Source organism: Pseudidiomarina halophila, from assembly GCF_003987215.1.
Classification (GTDB): domain Bacteria; phylum Pseudomonadota; class Gammaproteobacteria; order Enterobacterales; family Alteromonadaceae; genus Pseudidiomarina; species Pseudidiomarina halophila.
In genome coordinates this window covers 406,162-429,240 of record NZ_PIPW01000001.1, presented here as the reverse complement: position 1 = coordinate 429,240, position 23,079 = coordinate 406,162, and the positions used below count along the sequence as shown (strand labels likewise).

23 protein-coding genes are annotated in these 23,079 nt (G+C 53.1%); 8 read left to right on the top strand and 15 right to left on the bottom strand.

The features are described from left to right. From CWI69_RS01995 to CWI69_RS01960, 8 genes are read right to left on the bottom strand one after another with little or no spacing between them, the layout of a single operon-like run. Entirely contained in the window at nt 1-984 is a 984-nt protein-coding gene (locus tag CWI69_RS01995) for a lytic murein transglycosylase (RefSeq protein ID WP_126761408.1), read from the bottom strand. Beyond that, nucleotides 981-1,244, bottom strand: coding sequence for a YcgL domain-containing protein (locus CWI69_RS01990; RefSeq protein ID WP_126761406.1), 264 nt, complete (start codon nt 1,242-1,244; stop codon nt 981-983). The genes CWI69_RS01995 and CWI69_RS01990 overlap by 4 nt, the downstream gene beginning before the upstream one ends. A 13-nt stretch (nt 1,245-1,257) precedes the next feature. Continuing rightward, nucleotides 1,258-2,406: a ribonuclease D gene (gene rnd / locus CWI69_RS01985; RefSeq protein ID WP_198678865.1), complete on the bottom strand. Its 1,149-nt coding sequence runs from the start codon at nt 2,404-2,406 to the stop codon at nt 1,258-1,260. Further along, a complete protein-coding gene (gene fadD / locus CWI69_RS01980; RefSeq protein ID WP_126761404.1) occupies nt 2,403-4,088 on the bottom strand; it encodes a long-chain-fatty-acid--CoA ligase FadD in 1,686 nt (561 codons plus the stop codon). Before fadD ends, rnd begins: the two co-directional genes overlap by 4 nt. 59 nt (nt 4,089-4,147) lie before the next feature. Continuing rightward, a complete protein-coding gene (locus CWI69_RS01975) occupies nt 4,148-5,053 on the bottom strand; it encodes an alpha/beta fold hydrolase (protein ID WP_126761402.1) in 906 nt (301 codons plus the stop codon). Between the two features lie 4 nt (nt 5,054-5,057). After that, the gene (locus tag CWI69_RS01970) at nt 5,058-5,624 is read right to left on the bottom strand and encodes a Slp family lipoprotein (RefSeq protein WP_126761400.1); all 567 of its coding nucleotides are present in this window, start codon (nt 5,622-5,624) and stop codon (nt 5,058-5,060) included. 46 nt (nt 5,625-5,670) lie between these two features. Beyond that, nucleotides 5,671-6,357, bottom strand: a complete 687-nt coding sequence (gene tsaB / locus CWI69_RS01965) for a tRNA (adenosine(37)-N6)-threonylcarbamoyltransferase complex dimerization subunit type 1 TsaB (RefSeq protein ID WP_126761398.1) — start codon at nt 6,355-6,357, stop codon at nt 5,671-5,673. Beyond that, nucleotides 6,354-8,285, bottom strand: a complete 1,932-nt coding sequence (locus CWI69_RS01960) for a DNA repair helicase YoaA (protein WP_126761396.1) — start codon at nt 8,283-8,285, stop codon at nt 6,354-6,356. Before CWI69_RS01960 ends, tsaB begins: the two co-directional genes overlap by 4 nt. 357 nt (nt 8,286-8,642) lie before the next feature. Here CWI69_RS01960 and hisG point away from each other — a divergent pair, with 357 nt between their 5' ends. From hisG to hisIE, 8 genes are read left to right on the top strand one after another with little or no spacing between them, the layout of a single operon-like run. Then, nucleotides 8,643-9,551 carry an ATP phosphoribosyltransferase gene (hisG, locus tag CWI69_RS01955; protein WP_126761394.1) on the top strand — a complete coding sequence of 303 codons (909 nt, stop codon included), beginning with the start codon at nt 8,643-8,645 and terminating at the stop codon, nt 9,549-9,551. Nucleotides 9,552-9,556: 5 nt separating this feature from the next. Beyond that, a complete protein-coding gene (gene hisD, locus CWI69_RS01950) occupies nt 9,557-10,882 on the top strand; it encodes a histidinol dehydrogenase (RefSeq protein WP_126761393.1) in 1,326 nt (441 codons plus the stop codon). Beyond that, nucleotides 10,879-11,973: a histidinol-phosphate transaminase gene (hisC, locus tag CWI69_RS01945; protein WP_126761391.1), complete on the top strand. Its 1,095-nt coding sequence runs from the start codon at nt 10,879-10,881 to the stop codon at nt 11,971-11,973. Before hisD ends, hisC begins: the two co-directional genes overlap by 4 nt. Further along, nucleotides 11,970-13,046, top strand: coding sequence for a bifunctional histidinol-phosphatase/imidazoleglycerol-phosphate dehydratase HisB (gene hisB, locus CWI69_RS01940; protein WP_126761389.1), 1,077 nt, complete (start codon nt 11,970-11,972; stop codon nt 13,044-13,046). The genes hisC and hisB overlap by 4 nt, the downstream gene beginning before the upstream one ends. Continuing rightward, a complete protein-coding gene (hisH, locus tag CWI69_RS01935; RefSeq protein WP_126761387.1) occupies nt 13,043-13,681 on the top strand; it encodes an imidazole glycerol phosphate synthase subunit HisH in 639 nt (212 codons plus the stop codon). Before hisB ends, hisH begins: the two co-directional genes overlap by 4 nt. Continuing rightward, the gene (hisA, locus tag CWI69_RS01930; protein ID WP_126761385.1) at nt 13,662-14,399 is read left to right on the top strand and encodes a 1-(5-phosphoribosyl)-5-[(5-phosphoribosylamino)methylideneamino]imidazole-4-carboxamide isomerase; all 738 of its coding nucleotides are present in this window, start codon (nt 13,662-13,664) and stop codon (nt 14,397-14,399) included. Before hisH ends, hisA begins: the two co-directional genes overlap by 20 nt. After that, nucleotides 14,381-15,169, top strand: coding sequence for an imidazole glycerol phosphate synthase subunit HisF (hisF, locus tag CWI69_RS01925; protein ID WP_126761383.1), 789 nt, complete (start codon nt 14,381-14,383; stop codon nt 15,167-15,169). Before hisA ends, hisF begins: the two co-directional genes overlap by 19 nt. A gap of 9 nt (nt 15,170-15,178) precedes the next feature. Next, nucleotides 15,179-15,796 carry a bifunctional phosphoribosyl-AMP cyclohydrolase/phosphoribosyl-ATP diphosphatase HisIE gene (gene hisIE / locus CWI69_RS01920; protein ID WP_126761381.1) on the top strand — a complete coding sequence of 206 codons (618 nt, stop codon included), beginning with the start codon at nt 15,179-15,181 and terminating at the stop codon, nt 15,794-15,796. Here hisIE and CWI69_RS01915 read toward each other — a convergent pair. From CWI69_RS01915 to recR, 7 genes are all read right to left on the bottom strand, one after another. Further along, the gene (locus CWI69_RS01915; protein ID WP_126761379.1) at nt 15,756-17,168 is read right to left on the bottom strand and encodes an MATE family efflux transporter; all 1,413 of its coding nucleotides are present in this window, start codon (nt 17,166-17,168) and stop codon (nt 15,756-15,758) included. The genes hisIE and CWI69_RS01915 overlap by 41 nt on opposite strands. 17 nt (nt 17,169-17,185) lie before the next feature. Continuing rightward, nucleotides 17,186-18,427 (bottom strand): aminotransferase class V-fold PLP-dependent enzyme, encoded by a 1,242-nt coding sequence (locus CWI69_RS01910; RefSeq protein ID WP_126761377.1) that lies wholly within the window; start codon nt 18,425-18,427, stop codon nt 17,186-17,188. Further along, nucleotides 18,402-19,217: an alpha/beta fold hydrolase gene (locus CWI69_RS01905; protein WP_126761375.1), complete on the bottom strand. Its 816-nt coding sequence runs from the start codon at nt 19,215-19,217 to the stop codon at nt 18,402-18,404. The genes CWI69_RS01910 and CWI69_RS01905 overlap by 26 nt, the downstream gene beginning before the upstream one ends. After that, nucleotides 19,214-19,618, bottom strand: coding sequence for an MAPEG family protein (locus tag CWI69_RS01900; protein WP_126761373.1), 405 nt, complete (start codon nt 19,616-19,618; stop codon nt 19,214-19,216). Before CWI69_RS01900 ends, CWI69_RS01905 begins: the two co-directional genes overlap by 4 nt. 92 nt (nt 19,619-19,710) lie before the next feature. Further along, nucleotides 19,711-20,355, bottom strand: a complete 645-nt coding sequence (gene adk / locus CWI69_RS01895) for an adenylate kinase (RefSeq protein WP_126761371.1) — start codon at nt 20,353-20,355, stop codon at nt 19,711-19,713. 137 nt (nt 20,356-20,492) lie between these two features. Then, complete coding sequence (gene htpG / locus CWI69_RS01890) at nt 20,493-22,388, bottom strand: molecular chaperone HtpG (protein WP_126761370.1); 1,896 nt, start codon at nt 22,386-22,388, stop codon at nt 20,493-20,495. Between the two features lie 71 nt (nt 22,389-22,459). After that, on the bottom strand, nt 22,460-23,074 hold the full coding sequence (recR, locus tag CWI69_RS01885; protein WP_126761368.1) for a recombination mediator RecR: 615 nt from the start codon (nt 23,072-23,074) through the stop codon (nt 22,460-22,462). Nucleotides 23,075-23,079 lie beyond the last annotated feature (5 nt).

Genomic DNA, 23,079 nt, shown 5'->3' with positions numbered 1-23,079 from the left:
TTAGCGTGGAAAGCGAATACGGTCAGATAAGTAACCCACCGCCGCGACGAAATAATGCGAACGGTTCCAGCGCATCAATGCATCATAATTTGCATAGGCGAGGTAAACGCGCCCTTCTTTGTCGTCGGGGATCACCACCGCAGCTTCAATATCGCTGCGCTGCGGCAAATCGCTGCCATCCATACGGCGCACACCTAGCGCCTGCCATTCAGCTAAGGTCTTTTTATTCTTTAACTCGGCAATGGACACGTCAAAGTCTGCCGGCAACTGCACTTGACGACCCCAGGTCACATCATCACGCCAACCGGCGTTCTTCAGGTAGTTTGCCGCTGAGGCAAACACGTCACCCATCGAGTTCCAGATATCCTTGCGACCATCACCGTCGTAATCGACCGCATAGGCCATAAATGAGCTTGGCATAAACTGGGTCTGGCCCATCGCACCGGCCCATGACCCTTTCATCTGCTCGACGTCAATGTGACCTTCCTGAATTATCGTCAGCGCCTGCCAGAGTTGCTTCTTGAAGAACTCTTCGCGACGACCTTCATAGGCCATGGTGGTCAAGGCAGAGACCACGTCAAACCCACCAGTGTAGGAGCCAAAGTTGGTTTCGATACCCCATAACGCGACGATAAAGCGCGGTTGCACGCCGTACTCTTCACCAATCTTTTCCAGTAACTCTTTGTGCTCGTTGTACTTTTCAAGCGCTTGTTTGGCTTTCCACTCAGGTACCGCGCGCGGCAGATAGGTGTCTAAAGTGAGTTTGAATTCTGGTTGATTCTTATCAGCACTAACCGAGCGCTGATAAAACTTAGCGTTTGCAAAAGCTTTCTCCAGAGTGCTTTCGCTATACCCATGTTCCAAAGCTTCAATTTTGATTTTTTCTACGTAGTCGGCAAATCCGGCTTCGTCCTGGGCAACAACTTGCTTAGGTGCAAGCAGCAGCGCAGTGGCAACCAATGCCATCGACATCAATTTGTTCATTTTGCCAACTCCTTTTTAAGTAAATTTTCTGGCGGTGGCGGGATCTGCAAATAATAACCAGGATCCTGCAAATGTTCTTTTAATTCCGCGACGGACAGCCGCGCGAGTTTGCGTTCGTCAGTCAGCGCAAGCGTCATCACATGTTGAGGTTGACCGAAACTTTTTGCTAAAGGTTCCGGCAACACAGAGAAATCGGCAGGATGCACCATATAAAGGTAGGTATCGACCCGTTTCGGGCTACGATAGACAGCACACAACATAGATTGCTACCACTCATTTCAATAATTGTTCAATCGGCTGCTTCAGCTTAGCCCCTCGCCAACTTGTGAACAAGTCTGGCAGCGGCAGTTGGGCCTGTGCCTGCGGTGGAATTTGCCAGCACCAATGTAACACATCATTGATCTGTCGGCGTGACGCAATTAGCGCCACATTGATGCCAAGCTCATTGGCAACATTTTGCGCCAGCTGTTTAATCTCATTAAACATCGTTTTGTAGTTCGGTAAATCGGTCAGACGCCGCAACGGAATATCTAAGGGTCCATTCGCCCGACCGCGGGCGATCACCTCAAGTAAGGCATCACCGGCATATTTTATGGTCACGGGCGACAGGTCTTTAAACTGTCGCAGTTGGTTTTTGCTGTCCGGCATCTGCCGTGCAAGATCCAGCAGCGTATGGTCTTTGGCGATAAAACCGAGCGGTAAATCCGAGCTACGCGCCCGCTGATAGCGCCAGGCCACGAGCTCCCGCAACACGCTGAGTTGCTCAGCATTACATTGCCAGGCGTTGCCAAAGTACAGGAACTGCCATTCGTCGGGCACTGTCTGCGCGCGTTTGTCGGCCTGCCAGGCGCTTTCCTGCAAAATAAGCTCAAGCTTGCCCTGAGTCCCAGCCAGCTCATATAGCTGCGGGTACAATTGTTGCAGGTAGAATACGTCTGCCGCGGCGTAATCGAGTTGCTCGTCCGCCAACGGTCGCTTCATCCAGTCCGTACGCGATTGCGATTTATCAATGGCGACGCCCAGTCGTTGCTCAACGAGCGCGGCGTAACCCAGCGCATCACCATCGCCAAGCATAGCGCTGGCAATCTGCGTATCAAAAATGGCGTTAGGGAGCTTGCCCATGTGCTGATGCAGGATTTCATAATCTTCGCCCCCCGCATGGATAACCAGCGTCATATCGGCATCGGCAAACAGCTGCCACAAGGGCGCCATAGCTGACTCACCCCCCTCGTTCACCAGTACTACCGGGTCGATCAATGCCGTGCGCTCCGCCGCTTGCACCTGCACCAGACCCAGCCGCGCATAGTAAGTGCGGGTGCGGACAAACTCGGTATCAACAGCCAGGAAGCCAGCGCCCTGCGCATACTGACAAAAGTCTTCCAGCGCTGGCACCGTGGTTATCAATTGATAAGCAATGCTCACGATTGATTTTTCGCTTTCGCTTCTTCTTCGTCACGTAACTCACGACGTAGAATTTTACCGACATTGGTTTTCGGTAATTCGTCACGGAATTCAACAAACTTAGGCACTTTGTAGCCCGTCATATTTTCACGCGCGTAATCAGTCAACTCACGCTCACTAAGGGATTTGTCTTTGCGCACCACGAAAACTTTCACGGCTTCGCCTGACGAATCGTGTGGCACACCGACAGCAGCAACTTCCAGTACTTTCGGATGCTCAGCAATCACATCTTCAATTTCGTTCGGATAGACGTTAAAACCTGACACCAGGATCATGTCTTTCTTGCGGTCGACAATCTTGAAGAAGCCATTTTCATCCATCAAGCCGATGTCACCGGTCAGGAACCAACCGTCTTTCATGACTTTGTCCGTTTCTTCCGGCTGATTTAAGTAACCCACCATGACTTGCGGGCCACGCACCTGAAGTTCACCTTCTTTGCCCTGCTCGAGTACTTCGCCCGTATCAGCGTCAACCACCCGGACATCCGTAGAAGGCAGCGGAACACCGATAGTACCGTTGTAATGCTCGATGTCAGTTGGATTCACTGTGACCACGGGTGAACACTCAGTCAGACCGTAACCTTCAAGCAAACGCTGTTTGGTGACCCGCTCCCAGTGCTCAGCAACCGAGCGCTGTACAGCCATACCGCCACCGAGCGCAATTTTCAGATGCGAGAAGTCGAGATCTTTGAAGCCTTCGGTGTGCAGCAATCCGTTAAACAACGTATTTACACCAGAGATAATCGAGAAATCATGCTTGCTTAATTCTTTGATAAAGCCCGGCATATCCCGCGGATTGGTAATAAGTATGTTTTTACCACCGTGTTTGAGGAAGGTCAGGCAGTTCGCCGTTAGTGCGAAGATATGGTACAGCGGCAGCGCCGTGATGATGGTTTCTTCACCATCGTTAACCAGCGGCGCCACAACCGCCGACACCTGCTCCAGATTCGCGACCATGTTACGGTGCGAGAGCATCGCTCCCTTGGCTAATCCAGTAGTACCGCCGGTGTACTGCAAAAAGGCCAGATCATCGCCGCTCATTTCCGGGCGTTTGTACTCTGCCTTGGCACCTTTAGCTAACACATCGCAAAATCGCACCGTGCCACTTAGCTTATAAGCTGGCACCATGCGTTTCACATGCTTAACAACAAAATTAACGATCCAGCGCTTCGGTGCGGGTAATAAGTCACCAATGCTGGTCAGAATGACGTGGGGCAATTCCAGATCGTCGATAACTTTTTCAAGGGTATGCGCGAAATTGTCCAGAATCACGATGCCCTTACATTTGGAATCGCTTAACTGATGTTTCAGTTCCCGGGCGGTATACAGCGGGTTAACGTTGACCACGGTCAGACCGGCACGCAAAATACCGAACAACGCCACCGGATACTGCAATAGGTTAGGCATCATTACCGCAATCGCATCACCTTTTTGCAAGCCTTTGCTTTGCAGGTAAGCGGCAAACTTTTTGGTTTCGGCATCGAGTTCATGGAACGACATTTCATGATCCATGTTTACATAAGCGATTTTATCGCCATAAGCTTCGATGCTTTGCTCGAAAATATCGACCAGTGAATTAAAGTGATCTGGATCGATGGTTTCCGGAACCCCGGCTGGATAGCGTTTTAACCAAATTTTTTCCACGCGTTGCTGCTCCTGACTAATTATTTTCTTCCGATATTCGCATATCCGACCAGTTTAAACTAGCCGTTTGCAGATGCCAATATCGCAGTAAACTCGCTCCACACCGCATCAGCTGCTTCCATATGCACATGGTGCCCACCTTCGGCTTCGGCGATTTGCAGTTGCGGTACCGCATCCTGCCACTCATTAAGCGCCAGTTCGATGCGTTCACGATGACCATTGCGACCCAGCACCAGTGTTATCGGACATTCGATCGCCGCCAAAATAGTACGGATCTGCAGAGGCGTTAATCGCAGCACGGACTTGACCCGTAACTGACCATCGGCGCGAAACCGAAAATCATCAGCGGCAAGTTGCTCAACGCCGCGTTCAACCAGTAGTTCTGCCACCTGCTCATCAAAGTCACCGGCCTGCTTGCGCGCCTGAACCGCGGCGGCGAAATCAGGATAATGTGGGCGTCGTTTGCCCTGCTGCTTCAGCCGACTGCGAAACCCCTGACGTATATCCTCCAGGATAGCAGTTTCCGGACTAGTTAAGAGGCCAAAGGCTTCAATGGCGAGTAAAGCCTGCACGCGCTGCGGCTCAATACCAGCCCATAAATTACCAACAAAGGCACCCATCGAATGAGCAATCACTGCTACTTTTGACCAGTTCTGTTGTTCACAGATTTGCACCATGTCGTAAACGTAATCCAGAAAGGGGTAATGATTCCCTGCCGGACGATGATCGGATAAGCCATGACCTGGCCAATCCAGTGCGATCAGACGGTGTGTGCTGGCCAGTTCAGAGTCAATAAACTGTGCGGCAATAGGTAAAAAGCTGTGCGCGTTATCCAGCCAGCCATGTAAGGCCAGAATCGGTTTGCCTTGTGGGTTGCCCCACTGCAAACCGGCAATAACGCCCCAGTCGAGCTGAAATGAAACAGGCTCAGCATGCTGCCGAGCCTGTTGATAGATTTGTGTCATAGGATTAATTGTTATTGTCGTCCTGATTACCACCGTCTCTTCGCACGGGGACTGGGTAGTACACACGATACGGCGGCGAATACCAATGGTGGCGGTACCAGAGTGAACTGTAGTCCACTTCCATTGGCTGTTTATTGTTTTCTTTCCACAGGTGTTTTCCAGTCACATCCAGGGTTGGAAAGAGGTAACGAAACTCGTCAATTTTACCTTCTTCAGGCGCACTGATCATACCGGTAAAGGTAATGCTTCGCCCCTTTTTATAGACCATTGGGTCGACAAAACCATCGATCTTAGCGCGAAAACGGCCATCGCTACTATCGGTTACTGCCGGGCGCCCATAGGAGCTCAACTCATAGTTGACCACTTCAACGGTGGTGCCATCGTCGCTGTTACTTACGTCAGCGATAACACCGCCCCATCGCGCCATTTTACCTTGTGCCTGTTCCGGGTTCTCTAACGCCATCGCGTACGGGGTTAGATTTGTACCTTCAGCGACGGCGAGCTCATCCGGAACTGTCGAACATGCACTCAGGGTTAATGCGCCTAGTGCTGTTAGCCAATACTTCAACATGTTCGTACTCCTCATTCTAGTTAACTTGCGTTCCCGGACAGCGTCATTAACGCCCCGGTAATTTTTTCCACGTCACTTCATTACGCACATACAGCGGTTCAAGTTTTTCCGCCGCCACAGGTTCAACATGGTCCGCCAGAATCAACATGTCTGCGGCCAGCGGCAAGGTCACATCAGCAAGAACCCTGACCTGTTGCTGTGGGTCCAGTTGCGGCCCGTAGGCCTGCCAGCCCGTGCCAGCACCCACAACGGTTTCCGTTGCGGGCCACCAGGGTTGCTCGGTCAGGTCGCTTAGCGCAGCCATTTGCGGTTCCATCAGTGGCTGGGCCACACCATCCTGGTTGTTGAAACTGGCGACATAAACTTCCTGCATGCGCGCATCAATGGCGCTCACAATAGTATCCGCGGCATGGCACCGAATAGCTTGTTGTGCCAGTGCCGCTAAAGTAGAGACGGGATAGACCGGCAAAGTGTGACTGAACGCGAGTCCCTGACTGATCGCTACACCAATGCGGACGCCGGTAAAGCTCCCCGGACCATAGCCACAAACAATGCCATCCACAGCCGCCAGTGTAATACCAGCTTCTGCTAAAACCTCTTCAACAAAGCCAAGCACCCGTTGCGAATGCTCGCGTGGCGTTACCGCTGCGCGCTGAAATACCTGATCCTGGTAGCGTAAGGCTACTGAACATTGCTCGGTCGCTGTGTCTATTGCCAGTAAAACCGCGGTCATGCAGATGAGTCTCCGTTAATTTCTGCTAAAAAGTCGAGGGCCTGAGATAAGTCGCGCGTGCGCCGCAGCGGTGGCAAGCTGGCCAGGAATAATTGGCCATAAGGCTTGGTGACCAGACGTTGGTCACAAACGATTAAGACACCGCGATCGCTGCTATCGCGAATAAGTCGCCCGGCACCCTGCTTCAGGGCGATGACAGCTGGTGGTAATTGTACCTGAGTGAAGGGCTCAGCTCCACGTAATCGGCAATCTTCGATCCGTGCCTGCAGCAAGGGATCATCGGGCGAACCAAACGGCAGTTTGTCAATAATGACGCAGGTCAGCGCCTTGCCGCGCACATCCACCCCTTCCCAAAATGACGAGGTACCGAGCAATACACCATTACCGGCGGCGATAAAATCTGCCAGCAGCTCGCGTTTGTTGGTCGAACCTTGCACAAACAATGGCCTATCCGTCAGTGTTTCGAGACGCTCGGCGACCCGTTGTAACATGCGATGACTGGTGAATAACACGAAAGTACCACCCTGCTGGTTGACGTCCAGCACCTGCGTGGTGACCTGCAGTAAGTGATCCAACATTTCCCGTTCATGGGGCTGTGGTAAATAACGCGGCACACAGAGCATGCCCTGCTCGGCAAAAGCAAAAGGACTGGGCAAACACAAGGTTGCCGCCTGATCCAACCCTAACAAACGGGTGAAATGCGAAAAATCTTTGCCTATTGCCAGAGTCGCTGAGGTAAACACCCAGCTCGATTCTGAGTTTGCCACGTAGCTGCCAAATTTATCAGCAACCTGCAGCGGCGTCTGGTGCACGGTAATTTGTCTTGGTGTGGTTTCAAACCAGAAACTGAAACCGGTACGCTGGGTATTCTGCAGTAACTCCCAGGTGTGCATAAACTGCACGCAGCGTTCATAGATGCTGTCTAAATCCTGATTACGCCCCAGTGCACCTTTGGCCACGTCAGCAAAGAACTGCATGGTTTCACTGACCTGTGCGGCAGCTTCCTGGATTTGCGGTTGCTGCTGCGCCTGCCGCCAGTTGCCCCGCTGTGGATCAACCGGAAATGCCAGGCGCCAGTCACGTAAACTGCCGAGCAATTTATCTGCGGCTTTATCCAGTTGCCGTAAGTCTTTCAGCTCAGTCAGATAAAGCACCTTTGCTTCCTGCGCCAGTTCCTGTAACTGTCGGCTGCCCACCGCCTCACCAAAGTATTGACTGGCTATATCCGGCAACTGATGCGCCTCATCGAATACCAGTGCATCAGCATGGGGGATCAATTCACCGAAGCCGACATCCTTGAGTGCCATATCGGCGAAGAAAAGATGATGATTGACCACCACGACATCAGCTTCCAACGCGCTTTTTCGCGCCTTGACCAAGTAGCAGTCGTCATAATCCGGACAATCACGACCCAGACAGTTATCGACCGTACTGGTCACATGCGGCAGTACCTCTGCATCTTCTGGCAGGCTGCTCAGGCCGCCAACGTCACCATCTTCGGTACGTACTGCCCAGCGCTTCACCTCAACCACTTGCTTTTGCACCGTTGGCGAGAGCTCGCTGGCGTGCGCCTGACTTTGCGCCAGCCGATGCAGACACAAATAATTACTCCGGCCTTTTAGCAGACTTACCTGCTTTTGCGGCGCAATAGCATCACGTAAAGCGGGCAGATCGCGGTGGTAGAGCTGTTCCTGCAGGGCTTTGGTGCCCGTCGAGATAATCGCTGAGCCTTTACTTTTTAGAATAGGCACCAGATACGCGTAGGTTTTCCCGGTGCCCGTTTCCGCCTCAACCACCAGTTGCGTTTTTGCTTTTAAAGTTTTCGCAATCGCCGTCGCCATTTCAGTCTGCGCCGGGCGCGGAGCAAAGCCAGGTAACGCTGTGGTTAACACACTGTCGGATTGAAAATATTCGGCTACGGATGTCATCGCTGGGTGCGGTCTTCATTGGGGGTGATCGATAGCCGCTAGGTTAGCGTAACTAATTCCAATTCGCTACGTTGAATCCGTATGTAAGCGCTCAATAAGAAACTATACAACTTGCCATACAAGAAATACAACAAACATATATATAAAGGGTTGAATCGTATTTTTTAAATCTATACAATTCGCTCATTACGAAATTTAAGGAACACAAATGCGTTACACAACCTGGCATCACCATCATTTCCAACGACGACGTTAGCCTCGTATTGTACGCGGAAGGCTAACACCTGGTGGTTGCCTTCACCCATTACGAACCCCGAAAGGCAACCTTTTGGGGTTTTTTTATAGGAGTTTTTTAACATGGTTGTCGATACCAATTCATCGCGCTTAACCATCGCGATTCAAAAATCAGGGCGTTTAAGTAAAGAGTCGATGAACTTACTGCAGGCCTGTGGTGTTAAATTTAGTCTGCATGAAGCACGACTGCTGGCACACAGCAGTAACCAACCCATTGATCTGTTGCGCGTGCGCGACGATGATATCCCTGGTCTGGTGATGGACGGTGTGGTCGATCTTGGTCTGGTCGGTGAGAACGTGCTCGAAGAAGCCCGTCTGGAGCGGGTCGCTACTAAGTTACCGGCTGAATTTAAACGCTTGCGTGCGCTTGAGTTTGGCGCATGCCGTTTGTCTATCGCGGTGCCAAAAGAAGATACCTACAACGGCCTTAGCGACTTAAATGGCAAGCGTATTGCCACCACTTATCCGTACCTGCTGCAAGATTACCTGCAACGTCAGGGCTTCAGCGCCAGCACCGCAGTCCTTACTGGTAGTGTTGAAGTCGCCCCCCGCGCCGGATTAGCCGATGCGGTTTGTGATCTGGTTTCAACCGGAGCCACACTGGAAGCCAACGGACTGGTTGAGCAAGACGTCATTTTCCGCAGTCAGGCCCAGCTGATTCAGCGACCTGAAGCCCTCAACAGTGCCAAACAGGCGTTGATCGAGCAGTTATTGCCGCGCCTTGACGGCGTACAGATGGCACGGGAAAGTAAGTACATCATGTTGCACGCACCCCGTGCTGCTCTGGATGAAGTGGTTGCTCTGTTGCCGGGCGCGGAAGACCCGACGATTTTGCCATTGAGCCACACCGATAAGCTTGTCGCAGTACACGTGGTCAGTACCGAAACCTTGTTCTGGGAAACCATGGAAGAGCTGAAAGCCGTGGGTTGCAGCTCGATTCTGGTGCTGCCAATCGAAAAAATGATGGGGTAATGGATATGGCCGAACGTCGTCTCGATTTAACCACCCGCCAGTTTGCCTGGTCGCAGCTCTCAGCGAGCGCGCGAACAGAGCTGCTGGAGCGTCCCGCGCAACGGGTTTCAGGCGAACTCAACAGCACCGTGAATGCCATCATCGCCGCTGTGCGCGCCGAAGGCGATGCTGCAGTCGTGCGCTACACGCAACAGTTTGATTGTCCGACACTGACCGAGTTACGTTACCCGGCTGAGGCCATTGCCCGCCAGGTGGCAAAACTACCTGCGGCCACCAAAGCAGCCATAGACACGGCGTACGCTACCATCCGGCGCTTTCATGAAGCGCAGCGTCCGCAAGGCATCAAAATCGAAACCGCGCCGGGTATCGAATGTGAATTGCGTTACGCACCTCTGGCCGCAGTTGGTCTTTACGTGCCTGGCGGTACCGCAGTGTTGCCTTCAACCGCATTAATGCTTGGTGTGCCGGCACAACTTGCCGACTGCCCGCGGGTGGTATTGGCAAGTCCGCCAGACCGTAACGGCGATTTAGCACCGGCCCTGCTCTACGCAGCCCAATGCTGTGGCATTACTGAAATTTACCGTTGTGGTGGTGCTCAGGCCATCGCCGCCATGGCGTACGGTACCGAATCTGTCGGTAAAGTGAACAAAATCTTTGGTCCCGGCAATAGCTTTGTCACCGCAGCCAAACAAGCGGTCTCGCAGGATCCCCGGGGCGCGGCAATTGATATGCCGGCCGGGCCGTCCGAACTCTTAGTTATCGCTGATGAGCAAGCTAATCCGGCCTATGTGGCTGCCGATCTGCTGTCGCAGGCTGAGCACGGCGCCGATTCACAAGTGGTGCTGCTAAGCCCAAGCGCCGCTATGATCACCGCAGTGCGCGAGCAGCTGGTCACGCAATTGCAGCAACTTTCCCGCGTCACCACTGCAGAACAAGCACTGGCTAACAGTGCCTTGATACAGGTTGCTGATCTTGATGAGGCGGTGGCCATCAGTCAGGACTACGCACCTGAGCATTTATCTGTACAAACAGCAGATGCCGAGCAATTAGCTGAGCGCTTAACTCACGTTGGTTCGTTGTTTATTGGTCCTTACACGCCGGAATCAGGCGGTGACTATGCCACTGGCACCAATCACGTGTTGCCAACCTATGGCTTTGCCAGCACCGCGAGCAGTCTGGGCTTACTTGATTTCTATCGGCGCTACACCAGTCAGAAAGCCACCCGTGAAGGTCTTGCGGGACTTGCTGACGCCATTGTCGAACTGGCGCGTACCGAGGGCTTAGATGCCCACGCCCGTGCCGTTACCGTGCGACTGGAGGACGAGTCATGAGTGACTTTATTGCCAAGCTGCAACGTCCTCACCTGGTAGATTTAACGCCCTATCAGTCGGCGCGACGCAGTATGTCAGGCGGTTCGGTGTGGTTAAATGCCAATGAAGCGCCAGCAACTCCGGCGTTTCCCGAACAAAACAGCTGGAACCGCTACCCAAGCTTCCAAAGCGATAGCCTGAATCAGGCCTATGCCAATTACGCTGGGGTGCAGCGCGAGCAGGTGTTGAGCTGTCGTGGCAGTGACGAAGCCATCGAACTCTTGGTGCGCAGTTTTTGCGAGCCAGGCTCCGAGGCCGTGATGATCACCACCCCGACCTATGGCATGTACGCTATCAGTGCAGCCACCCACGGTGCGAAAGTGGTCGATTGTCCGCTGCAGGCCGACAGTCAGGGCGAGCTACAACTTGATGTGCCGGGCATGCTGGCGCGACTCGACGATGAGAGCGCCGCGCGGGTAAAATTAATTTTTGTTTGCAGCCCGTCGAATCCACTGGGCAATGAGGTTGATGCGAAGGCAATTCGCTCCTTGTTAGAGGGTGTGGGTGAACGCGCGCTGGTGGTGCTCGATCAGGCCTATATTGAATTTGTCAGCGCCGATTCAGAGCAGGCTGACATCGCCGCATGGCTTGCTGATTATCCTCAGTTGGTGGTGCTGCGCACCTTGTCCAAGGCTTTTGGCTTGGCTGCATTGCGCTGTGGCTTTGCACTTGGCCAACCGGCGTTAATCGAGATCCTGCGTAAGGTTATTGCGCCATACCCGCTTCCTGCCCCCACCCTGGTGGGTGCAGAACAGGCGTTATCGGCTGCCGGCATCAGTGCCATGCGCGCGCAACTGGCTACCATTAAGCAGCAGCGCCAACGCCTACTCGATGAACTAAGCACACGCAGCTGGGTGCAACGCATCTGGCCAACGGCAACCAACTTTGTCTTAGTTTCGGTTGCCGATGCAGCCGGGTTAGTCGCTCAATGTCAGGCCCAAGGCGTACTGATCCGCAATCAGTCCAGTCAGCGCGGCTTAGGTCAGTGCATTCGTATCAGTATCGGCAGCGAACAAGAAATGAATCAATTACTGGAGGTTTTGCCACAATGAGTCAGCAAAAAATACTCTTTATCGACCGCGACGGCACACTGGTTGAAGAACCACCGGTAGATAAGCAGCTCGACAGCGTTGCCAAATTAGAGTTCGAGCCACAAGTGATTCCAGCTTTGCTGGCCCTGCAAAATGCCGGCTACCGCTTAGTCATGGTCTCGAATCAGGACGGTTTAGGGACCGATAGTTTTCCCCAGGCTGACTTTGATGCGCCCCATGATCTGATGATGGCGATATTTACCTCACAAGGCGTGCGCTTTGATGATGTGCTTATTTGTCCACACTTTCCGGAAGACAACTGCAGTTGTCGTAAACCGAACCTTGGGCTGGTGAAAGATTACCTGCAGCAGGGCCGTATTAACTTTGCCGAGTCTTATGTTATTGGCGACCGTGATACCGACCTGCAGTTAGCAGAGAATATGGGAATTCGTGGCCTTCGTTATGATCGCAAGAAGCTGAACTGGAGTGCGATTCAGCATCAGCTGCTGGATCGTCCGCGCACCGCCAGTGTAAGTCGCAACACCAAAGAAACTGAGATCAAGATCGACGTTGACCTTGATGCGCAGGCGCCAATTGAAATTGCCACCGGCATCGGTTTCTTTGACCACATGCTGGAGCAAATCGCTACCCACGCAGGCATTTCTTTGCGCGCTCAGGTAAAAGGCGATCTGCACATTGACGAGCACCATACCGTCGAAGATACCGCGCTGGCTCTGGGTCAGGCGCTACGGCAGGCTTTGGGCGATAAACGCGGGATCGCGCGGTTTGGCTTTGCCCTGCCCATGGATGAGTGCCGCGCGGAATGCTTGCTTGATCTCTCCGGCCGCCCGTATTTACAGCTGGAAGCGGACTTTAGCCGCGCCGACGTCGGTGGCATGGCCACCGAAATGGTGGGTCACTTTTACCGTTCACTGAGTGACGCCATGGCGATTTCATTACACTTAAGCACTACCGAGGGCAACTGCCACCATCAGGTGGAGAGTTTATTCAAAGTCTTTGGTCGCGCCTTACGTCAGGCGGTGCAGCGTACAGAGGACGGTGCCTTGCCTTCAAGTAAGGGGATGCTGGCATGAGTGTTGTTATTGTTGATACCTCCTGCGCTAACTTGTCTTCGGTTAAGTTTGCCATTGAGCGTCTCGGCGTCAATCCGGTTATCAGCGCCGATGCCAGCGTCATCGCGGCTGCCGAGCGGGTCATATTACCAGGGGTGGGCACCGCTAAAGCGGCCATGCGTAACCTGCAGCAGCTCGATCTGGTTACGACCTTGCGCCAGTTGCAGCAACCGGTGCTGGGTATTTGTCTGGGCATGCAGTTACTGACCGAATCATCAGAGGAAGGCAACGTCGACTGTCTGGGTGTCATCCCCACCCGCACCATCGCCATGCAAACCACCGACCCACAGCAGCAGGGGCAGCCCCTGCTTTACCCCTTGCCACATATGGGCTGGAACACGATCGAGGTGAATCCGGCTAATCCATTGCTGAAAAATTTGCGCGACCCGGCGTACTGCTACTTTGTCCATAGTTTCGCCGTAGCAACCGACCGCTATACTCTGGCAACCACGCGCTATGGCAACACTAGCTTTGCCTCAATGATCGGCCATGGCAATTTCTTTGGCGCGCAGTTCCATCCGGAGCGTTCAGGCAAGGTAGGCGCGACCATTTTGAAAAATTTTATGGAGTTAACAGATGCTGATACCCGCGCTTGATTTAATTAATGGCGAAGTGGTACGCCTGCAACAAGGTGATTTCGCCCGCCAGACCACCTACGCCAGCGATCCGTTACCGCTTGCGCAAAATTATGCAAAAGCCGGCGCGGACTGGCTGCACATTGTCGATCTTGATGGTGCGCGTGATCCCGCGCAGCGGCAAATAAGCACCCTGCGCCGTCTGGCGGAAGCTGTACCTATGGCCATTCAGGTCGGTGGTGGCATCCGTCAGCAAGCAGATCTCGATGAGCTGTTTCAGTGCGGCGTGCAACGGGTCGTTATTGGCTCGCTGGCGGTACAGAATCCAGCGTTGGTATCGGGCTGGCTGCAAGAGTACGGCAGCGATGCCATTGTGCTTTCTCTCGATGTCAGTATTGCCGACGACGGTCAGGCCTATGTCGCCACCCATGGTTGGCAGCAAACCTCAGAACTGACGTTGGAACAAGCCATCGAGCGATTTCTGCCTGACGGCCTGCGCCATGTGTTATGCACCGATATTTCCCGCGATGGTATGTTGGGCGGTTACAATACTGAGCTCTATGCGAAACTCAAGCGGGATTACCCTAAGCTTGTTATTCAGGCTTCCGGTGGCGCCGCTAAACTGGACGACCTGAAGCAACTACGTGCAATCAACTGTGATAGCGCCATACTTGGCAAAGCGCTGCTGACCGGTCAGTTTACCCTTGAGGAGGCACTGCAATGCTGGCAAAACGCATAATTCCATGCCTTGATGTCCGCGATGGTGAAGTGGTTAAAGGCGTGCAGTTTCGCAATCACGAAATTATTGGCGCTATCGAGCCGTTAGCCGAGCGCTACGCCGCCGCCGGTGCTGACGAACTGGTATTTTACGATATCACCGCCTCATCGGACGCCCGCGTGGTCGACAAATCCTGGGTGGAGCGGATCGCCCGCCATATTGACATCCCTTTTACCGTAGCCGGCGGTATTAGCTCGATTGATCAGGCGCGTGAGTTGCTGGCCATGGGCGCAGATAAAATCTCAATTAATTCGCCTGCGCTACGTGATCCTGACTTGATCAACACGCTGGTCGAGGAATTTGGTCAGCAATGTATCGTTATCGGTATCGATAGCTTTTATGATGCCGAAACTGAGCGTTATCTGGTTTATCAGTTCACTGGTGATGAAAGCAAGAGCCAGCGCACCCGCTGGCAAACCGCCGAATGGTTACAGGAAGTGGTCAATCGCGGCGCTGGCGAGATCGTTCTCAACTGTATGAATCAGGATGGCGTGCGCAAAGGTTATGACATCAGGCAACTGCAAGCCATGCGAGCTTTGTGTCCGGTGCCGCTGATCGCCTCAGGCGGAGCTGGCTGTATTGAACATTTTGCTGACGTTTTCCAGCAGGCACAGGTTGATGGCGCCCTCGCCGCCTCGGTGTTTCATAAAAATACCGTCGTCATTGGTGAGCTAAAACAAGCCCTGAGCGATAGCGGTATCGCCATTCGGCCACTGGAACCAGGCAACTAGGATAAAAAAATGCGTATTAACGAATCCAATCAAGAGCAAATCGATTTTAGTAAGCAGCAGGATCTGGTACCGGCCATTGTGCAACATGCGCTGACCGGAGCAGTACTGATGCAGGGCTATATGAATGCAGAGGCTGTGGCCGCAACCCTGGCTGAGCAACGCGTCACCTTTTACAGTCGCAGCAAGCAGCGCTTATGGTGTAAAGGTGAAAGCTCAGGTCATTATCTGCAACTGGTGAGTTTACACACCGACTGTGATCAGGACAGTCTGCTCGCGCTGGCATTACCACAAGGGCCGACCTGTCACCTGGGTACCGAGAGCTGTTTCAGCGCTGAAGATCACAGCGAGCAACCCTTGTTGAACCAGCTGATGCGGATTATTCAGGACCGTTCCGCTAATGCCGAAGGCAACAGTTATACTGAACGCCTGCTGGCGGAAGGCAGTAAACGGGTGGCACAAAAAGTTGGCGAAGAAGGTGTGGAAACAGCACTCGCCGCAGTTGCCGATGATCGCGACGAGTTACTCAACGAGAGTGCGGATTTGCTTTATCACTTATTGGTACTGCTACGCAGTAAAGATCTTGAACTTACTGACGTGCTTGCAGTTCTGCATCAGCGTCGCCGTTAAGATTCAGCTGGTGTTCACGCGCGTAGCGGCGACTCACTACGCGCAAGCGCCAGGTCAGTAATACTGCGGCGCAGCTTAAGCCGACAATAAAGCCAATCCACATGCCGGCAGCGCCCATTGCCGGCACAATTACGTCGGTCAGCGACAGCAGGATACCCACCGTCAAGCCCAGCGGCCAGTAGGATAAAAAGGTAATAAACATCACCACTTTGGTGTCTTTGTAACCCCGCAGCGTACCCATAGCGACCGCCTGGAAGGTATCCGATAAGGTAAAAATCGCCGCCAGGCCCATCAGTGTTGCCGCCAACTGGATCACCGCCTGGTCGTTGGTGTACAAGCTGGCAAGCCAGGCACCGCCCAGATACATGATCAGGCCATTTATCCCAGCGAAGGTCATGCCATACCAGGTCGCCAGTTTATGGCTTAACATGGCGTTGGCCGGATTCCCGGCGCCCAGAGCAAAGCCCACCCGCAAGGTTACCGCCATCGACAAGCTCAGCGGCACCATATACACCAGTGAGGAAATATTCAGCGCGATCTGATGACTGGCCACCACCGTTGCCCCCAGCGGCGCAATCACCAATGCTGCAGCGGCGAACAGACTCACTTCAAAGAACATCGAAGTGGCGATAGGAAAGCCCAGCCGGATAATGTACCAGATATCGTCCCAGTCGGGCCGGTGCCAGTGCTTGAACAAGGTCAGCGACTTAAAGCGTTTTGCCCAAAGCACGTAGAGCACCAGACCTAAGGCCATCACCCACAACACAATCGCGGTAGCCACACCACAGCCGGCGCCACCGAGCGCAGGCGCGCCAAACTTACCGTAAATCAGGATATAGTTGGCCGGAATATTTACCAGCAGTCCGATAATGCCAATCACCAGCGACGGCATGGTATGGGATAAGCCCTCACAGAAGTTGCGCAGCACCATGTAAATTACCAGTGCCGGCACCGCCCAGAGCAAATAGAACAGGTAGTCTAAGGTGATGATGCGGAAGCCATCTTCAACGTTCATGGCATTCAGGATCAGTGGCGCCGACAAGATAACGGCGACGCACACCAGACTGCCTATAAGGGCGGCGTAGAAGCCCTGCTGGACAATATTGGCTATCTTATGCTGTTTCTGAGCCCCATCGAAGTGGGAGATAATCGGCGCTAACGCCAATGCCAAACCAAACACCAGCAAGGTCGATGGCAACCAGATACTGGCGCCGACAGACACCGCGGCAAGATCTACTGCGCTTACGCGGCCAGCCATGACTGTATCCACCACGCTCATCAACATCTGCGTAAGCTGGGCAATAAGTATGGGACCGGTTAACTTTGCGAGTTTTTTTGACTCAGTCCACCAGTGGTCGGCTGCACGGCGCATGATTCTTCTCTTATGGTTTAGTCTTCAGCAAACAGCTGATAAGCCTGATCAAGGGCAGCGAGCAACCGCTCGCTATCGGCGCGGGTAGTATAGGCAGCAAGAGACACTCTGACCACCGCTTCATGCTGCCAATAGTCTAATAACGGCTGCGCACAATGTCCGCCAGCCCGCACGGCAATGCCTTGTTCGGCAAGAAAGCTGGCCAGATCATAAGCATGAACCTGCGGACTGTAAAAGCTAAGCACCGGTAACGTCGGTTCCTGACGCGGTAAAACCCGGATCCAGTCACGCTCGGCAAGCTGCTGCGCAAGTGTGATATTGAGCTCTGCCAGATAAGGAGTAAGCCCCTGCTCACGTTGTTCCGTGAGCCAGACCGCCGCTTCAGCGCAGGCAAGTATTGCCGCCGTATTTGGCGTTCCTGCTTCGTATTTTTGCACACCGCTGAGCCACTGGCTGGTGTCCGTTCCGACCCGGGCTACCATGCCGCCACCGAGTAATGCGGGTTCAAGTTTCTGCTGCATCTGATCCGACAGGTACAACACACCACAGCCCGTAACACTGTACATTTTATGTGCAGAAAACGTCAGCGCATCACAGCCCAGCGCAGCCACATCGAGGGGCACTGAGCCTACCGCCTGAGCGGCATCTATTATACTCAGCGCGCCCATTGCTGCAGCACGCTGACAAAGTTCAGCAATGGGGAAAATTTGCCCGGTAACATTGCTCGCCAGCGTCACCGCCAGTAATTTACATCGCGGTGTGATGAGTTCCGGCCAGGATGATCTTAACGCACCCGTTACCGGATCAAGGTCTAACCAGCGGATCTTCAGCTGATGCTGTGCCGCCAGACGTTGCCAGGGCAGAAAGTTCGCATGGTGCTCGGCGCGACTAATGACAATTTCATCACCCGCCTGCCAGTCGATGTTTAAGCCCTGAGCCAGCAAATTAAGGCTGTGGGTGGCCCCGGCAGTAAACACCAGGTGCTCAGCATCGGTGCCGATCCAGCTGGCTAAACTACTGCGAGCATGCTCAAGCTGCTGGGTCGCCTGTTGCGCCAGCGGATACGCACCACGGTGCGCGTTGGCATGCTCATGCTGGTAATAGCGCATAAAACGCTGCAGCACCCTATCGGGGACCTGACAGCTGGCCGCACTGTCTAAATAGACTAAATCCGGCTGCTCCCGCCAGAGTGCAAACTCAGCGCGAGGTACCTGGTAGCCCTGCTGTTTTTGCTCAGGCACCGCTTGACTCCAGTGCATGACGCTCGAGAAATTTAACAATCAACGGGTTGACTAAATTCGCATCTGTCAGGGGCCCCATATGTCCGCACTCAAGCTCATGGACATCAACCTGAGGCAATACCTGTTGCAGCTGTTCCGCGACACGTTTCGCACTGGCCTGAGTCTGACTACCGGTTAATAGCAACACCGGAACGTCCACCCGCCGGTAATCCACCAGCTTATGCGGCTCGCCCATCAGGGCAGCAAAATCCATTGCGACTTTATCCGCCTGACTGATCATCAGCTTTTGCACTTTTTCCGGTAATGCATCGAAGTACCCCGGAGAATTCCAGTAATCTACAAACGCCTTGGTGGCGGCATGCTTGTCATCCTGATCCATCTGCGCGGCGATGGCTTCAACCTCCTGTCGCGCCGGATCAATAGCATCAAGCACATGAAATGCTACCGGCTCGAATAACGCCATCGCGCGCACTGGCAGGAGTTGCTCCAGAGCCAGTTTGAGGGCAACCGCCGCCCCATACGAGTGGCCCACTAAAATGACCGGCTGATCCGGGCATAATTGCTCTACCGCGGCGACAATCCGTGGCACTTCATCACTAAACCGGAAGGCTTCCGGCGACGAAACCTCTGCCGCCGGTGCTTTGCCGTAACCCAACAGATCGATGCCTATCAGGTAGAAGTCCTCACGTAGTAACTGGATAAGGGCACGCCACTGACCGGTATTGCTTTGCGAGCTGTGCAGTAACACCACGGCCGGCTTATCTGCCGACCCACTGACGTGCACCCCCGCAGATAACGCTGCGGTCATGCCTGCATACCCATCACGTAACCAAGCATGTAGCCGGCTTCAACCAATAACACGATGAAAGTACCAAGTACCCCCACGGTGCGCGCCCAGGATGGCCCCACACTCATACGTAAACCAATGGCATGGCACACGCGGGCAACAAACAGCAACCCACCAATGGCGTGCAATAACATGCCGCTGGCACCGGTGAGTTCCATCAGTACTAACAGTAACAAGGTAAATGGCACATACTCGGCAAAATTACCGTGAATACGCACCGCAACCTCAAGATCTTTGGACGTGCCCGTGCCAATCCCAACTTTATCGCGCCAGCGTAAACGGATAACCACCACCGCTAAAGCGAAATAGAGTAACGCCAGTAAGCCGGCGTAGAGCATGCTAATAGGTAGTTCGATCGCCATTATTATTTTTCCTTAGTGTCGTTTACAAAAAAGCCCACACAAGGTGGGCTTCTGTCGAACAAGTACAACTCGGGGCATATTCTGGCAAAGTATTAGCCCAACAGCTCACCGAGTTCTTTACTGATCGTTTCAACGTTACGCGTTCCATCAACTTTATGGAACGTCGTCTGGCCTTGCTCAGCTAGTTTACGATAATACGAAACTAATGGCTCGGTTTGTTCATGATAAATCGCCAGACGCTTACGTACGGTCTCTTCTTTATCATCATCACGGATGATTAAGTCTTCACCGGTAACGTCGTCTTTACCTTCGGTTTTTGGTGGATTGTGTTTGACATGGTACACGCGACCCGAGCCAGGATGCACGCGGCGGCCGCTCATACGCTCAACAATCACATCATCAGGCACCGCAAACTCAAGTACTACGTCAACTGCAATACCTGCTTCCTGCATGGCATCGGCTTGCGGGATCGTGCGTGGGAAACCATCTAAAAGGAAGCCGTTCTGGCAGTCGGGTTGCGCAATGCGCTCTTTGACAAGACCAATCATGATATCGTCAGACACCAGTTTACCCGCGTCCATGACCGCTTTTGCCTGTTGTCCCAATTCAGTACCGGCTTTGATGGCAGCTCGTAACATGTCACCTGTTGAAATCTGTGGGATCCCAAAGGTCTTCATCAAGAACTGCGCCTGAGTACCTTTCCCTGCGCCTGGCGCGCCTAAAAGGATAATGCGCATGTACAACCTCTTTTCCTAGTTTTTGTTTGCGTTCAATTCAGGTCGAACTTTACCGTCTAGAGGTCAGCTTTACAAGTCCGGGCAATGCCGACTTTCGTCGGTACTGCCCGGTTTTGTAAAGTCATAACAACGTTCGTTTAAGACGCGTCGGTCAGTTCCAGCATCAGACGATTCAGGCGGCTGACAAATTGCGCCGGATCTTTCAGGCTACCTCGCTCCGCAAGCGTTGCCTGATCAAGCAGTAACTGCGCCCATTCAGCGAATTTACTGTCGTCTTCAAGGTCAATCACACGTTGAACCAAAGTGTGCTCAGGGTTCAGCTCGAAGATGTACTTGGTTTCCGGAACCTTCTGTCCCGCCGCTTCCATCAGCTTCGCCATTTGTGTGCTCATATCGTTCTCGTCGGTCACGATACAGGCTGGTGAAGTGGTCAGACGGTGAGTCACACGAACACTTTTAACTTTCTCGCCAAGCGCAGTTTCAAAGCGCTTAACTTGTTCTTCGAAGGTTTTTTCCAGCTCTTCCTGCTGTTGTTTCGCGTCCTCATCTTCCAGATCGCCGAGGTCAAGATCACCACGGGTAACACTCTGGAATCCTTTGTCTTTGTATTCGCTAAGATGGCTCATTAACCACTCATCGATACGCTCAGACAATAACAGAACTTCGATTCCTTTCTTGCGGAAAATTTCCAATGCCGGGTTATCGCGCGCAGCTTCATAACTGTCCGCTACAATGTAGTAGATTTTTTCCTGCTGCTCAGGCATCCGCTCCAGATAGGTGTCCAGACTGACCGTCGCTTCCGGTTTATCTTCATGGGTTGTAGCAAAACGCAGTAAAGCGGCAATCTTTTCCTGGTTGGCGTAATCTTCCGCCGGACCTTCTTTCAGCACACTACCAAAGGTATTCCAGAACTCCTGATAAGCTTCCGGATCGTCTTTGGCGAGCTTACTTAACATGCCAAGGACTTTCTTCGTACTACCGCTGCGCATAGCACGGGTGATCTTATTGTCTTGCAGGATTTCCCGCGACACATTCAGTGGCAGGTCGTTGGAATCCATCAAACCACGCACGAAGCGCAGGTAGGTTGGCATCAACTGTTGCGCATCATCCATAATAAACACGCGTTTCACGTACAGCTTAATTCCATGCTGCTGTTCACGGTTCCATAAGTCCCATGGCGCGCGTTTTGGGATATAAAGCAGGCTGGTATACTCCTGCGTACCCTCAACTTTGTTGTGGCTCCACAGTAATGGGTCCTCAAAATCATGCGCGATGGTTTTGTAGAACTCGCGGTATTCCTCGTCGCTGATTTCGCTTTTCTCGCGCGTCCACAGCGCCTGTCCCGAGTTGACGGCCTGCCATTCCTTGACTTTACCGTCATCATCGCGCTCCGGCATTTGCACCGGGATACTTAAATGATCCGAGTACTTAGTGATAATGCCGCGCAACCGCGACTCATCAAGAAAATCTTTGGCATCTTCACGCACATGCAAAATGATGTCAGTACCGCGTTGGGCTTTGTCGATTTCGCGAAGATCAAACTCACCTTCACCTTTCGACGTCCACTCCACCCCTTCATTACTGGCCATACCGGCAGCACGGGTACGTACTGTGACACTGTCAGCAACGATAAAGGCTGAGTAGAAACCAACACCAAACTGACCGATCAAACGGCTGTCGCGCGCTTCATCACCAGAAAGTTGGCTAAAGAATTCTGAGGTTCCCGACTTGGCGATGGTACCTAAGTTGCTCATCACTTCATCACGCGTCATACCAATACCGTTGTCGCTGATGGTAATGGTGCCAGCGTCTTTATCGACACTCACGCGGACGCGCAGTTCGGCATCGTCGGCAATCAGGCTACTGTCGCTTAGTGCTTTAAAACGCAACTTATCAGCAGCATCCGAAGCGTTGGATACCAGCTCGCGTAAAAAGATTTCCTTGTTGGAATAAAGCGAATGAATCATCAGATGAAGCAACTGCTTCACTTCAGTCTGAAATCCATGAGTTTCGGCTTGACGGGTCTCCGCCATAGTGGACTCTCCTGCACTATTGTTGATAAACACTACAGCAGAGATGGGGACGTAATTACTTATTTCAAGAGTTAAAAGGCATCAAAATCGATACGTTTGCGACCGCTAAAGGCATGCCCCAGAGTGGCCTGATCAACATATTCCAGTTCCCCGCCGACCGGCACACCATGAGCTATGCGCGACGTCTGAATACTATGCTGGCGGGCTAGTTCGGCGATGTAATGTGCCGTAGCTTCACCTTCAATGGTAGGATTGGTGGCCAAAATAATTTCTGCCACAGACTCGTTTGCCAGGCGTTCAGCCAGCTTATCAAGGCCGATATCTTCAGGGCCTATGCCATCGAGTGGCGACAAATGCCCCATCAGCACGAAATAACAGCCCTGATACTGACCCGTTTGCTCAATCGCTAACACATCAGCCGGAGTTTCAACAATGCATAAAAGTCCAGCCTGGCGCCGGCCCTCATTGGCACACAGCTCGCAGATCTCACTCTCGGTCAGGGTGCGGCAAACGCTGCAGTGGCCGACCCGCTCGATCGCCTCACTGAGGGCTTGCGCTAGCTGCAAACCCGCATCCCGCTGCCGTTCCAGGATCTGAAACGCCATCCGCTGAGCAGATTTTGGACCCACGCCGGGTAAGGTTCGCAGCGCGCGCATCAATTCAGTAATGGCCGGACTTAAACGCATCAATG

Excerpts from the sequence above, each read along its gene's own strand:
- CWI69_RS01995 (WP_126761408.1), bottom strand. The coding sequence starts at position 984 with ATGAACAAATTGATGTCGATGGCATTGGTTGCCACTGCGCTGCTGCTT.
- CWI69_RS01990 (WP_126761406.1), bottom strand. The coding sequence starts at position 1,244 with ATGTTGTGTGCTGTCTATCGTAGCCCGAAACGGGTCGATACCTACCTT.
- CWI69_RS01975 (WP_126761402.1), bottom strand. The coding sequence starts at position 5,053 with ATGACACAAATCTATCAACAGGCTCGGCAGCATGCTGAGCCTGTTTCA.
- CWI69_RS01970 (WP_126761400.1), bottom strand. The coding sequence starts at position 5,624 with ATGTTGAAGTATTGGCTAACAGCACTAGGCGCATTAACCCTGAGTGCA.
- tsaB (WP_126761398.1), bottom strand. The coding sequence starts at position 6,357 with ATGACCGCGGTTTTACTGGCAATAGACACAGCGACCGAGCAATGTTCA.
- CWI69_RS01960 (WP_126761396.1), bottom strand. The coding sequence starts at position 8,285 with ATGACATCCGTAGCCGAATATTTTCAATCCGACAGTGTGTTAACCACA.
- hisG (WP_126761394.1), top strand. The coding sequence starts at position 8,643 with ATGGTTGTCGATACCAATTCATCGCGCTTAACCATCGCGATTCAAAAA.
- hisD (WP_126761393.1), top strand. The coding sequence starts at position 9,557 with ATGGCCGAACGTCGTCTCGATTTAACCACCCGCCAGTTTGCCTGGTCG.
- hisC (WP_126761391.1), top strand. The coding sequence starts at position 10,879 with ATGAGTGACTTTATTGCCAAGCTGCAACGTCCTCACCTGGTAGATTTA.
- hisB (WP_126761389.1), top strand. The coding sequence starts at position 11,970 with ATGAGTCAGCAAAAAATACTCTTTATCGACCGCGACGGCACACTGGTT.
- hisH (WP_126761387.1), top strand. The coding sequence starts at position 13,043 with ATGAGTGTTGTTATTGTTGATACCTCCTGCGCTAACTTGTCTTCGGTT.
- hisA (WP_126761385.1), top strand. The coding sequence starts at position 13,662 with ATGCTGATACCCGCGCTTGATTTAATTAATGGCGAAGTGGTACGCCTG.
- hisF (WP_126761383.1), top strand. The coding sequence starts at position 14,381 with ATGCTGGCAAAACGCATAATTCCATGCCTTGATGTCCGCGATGGTGAA.
- hisIE (WP_126761381.1), top strand. The coding sequence starts at position 15,179 with ATGCGTATTAACGAATCCAATCAAGAGCAAATCGATTTTAGTAAGCAG.
- CWI69_RS01915 (WP_126761379.1), bottom strand. The coding sequence starts at position 17,168 with ATGCGCCGTGCAGCCGACCACTGGTGGACTGAGTCAAAAAAACTCGCA.
- CWI69_RS01910 (WP_126761377.1), bottom strand. The coding sequence starts at position 18,427 with ATGCACTGGAGTCAAGCGGTGCCTGAGCAAAAACAGCAGGGCTACCAG.
- CWI69_RS01905 (WP_126761375.1), bottom strand. The coding sequence starts at position 19,217 with ATGACCGCAGCGTTATCTGCGGGGGTGCACGTCAGTGGGTCGGCAGAT.
- CWI69_RS01900 (WP_126761373.1), bottom strand. The coding sequence starts at position 19,618 with ATGGCGATCGAACTACCTATTAGCATGCTCTACGCCGGCTTACTGGCG.
- adk (WP_126761371.1), bottom strand. The coding sequence starts at position 20,355 with ATGCGCATTATCCTTTTAGGCGCGCCAGGCGCAGGGAAAGGTACTCAG.
- htpG (WP_126761370.1), bottom strand. The coding sequence starts at position 22,388 with ATGGCGGAGACCCGTCAAGCCGAAACTCATGGATTTCAGACTGAAGTG.
- recR (WP_126761368.1), bottom strand. The coding sequence starts at position 23,074 with ATGCGTTTAAGTCCGGCCATTACTGAATTGATGCGCGCGCTGCGAACC.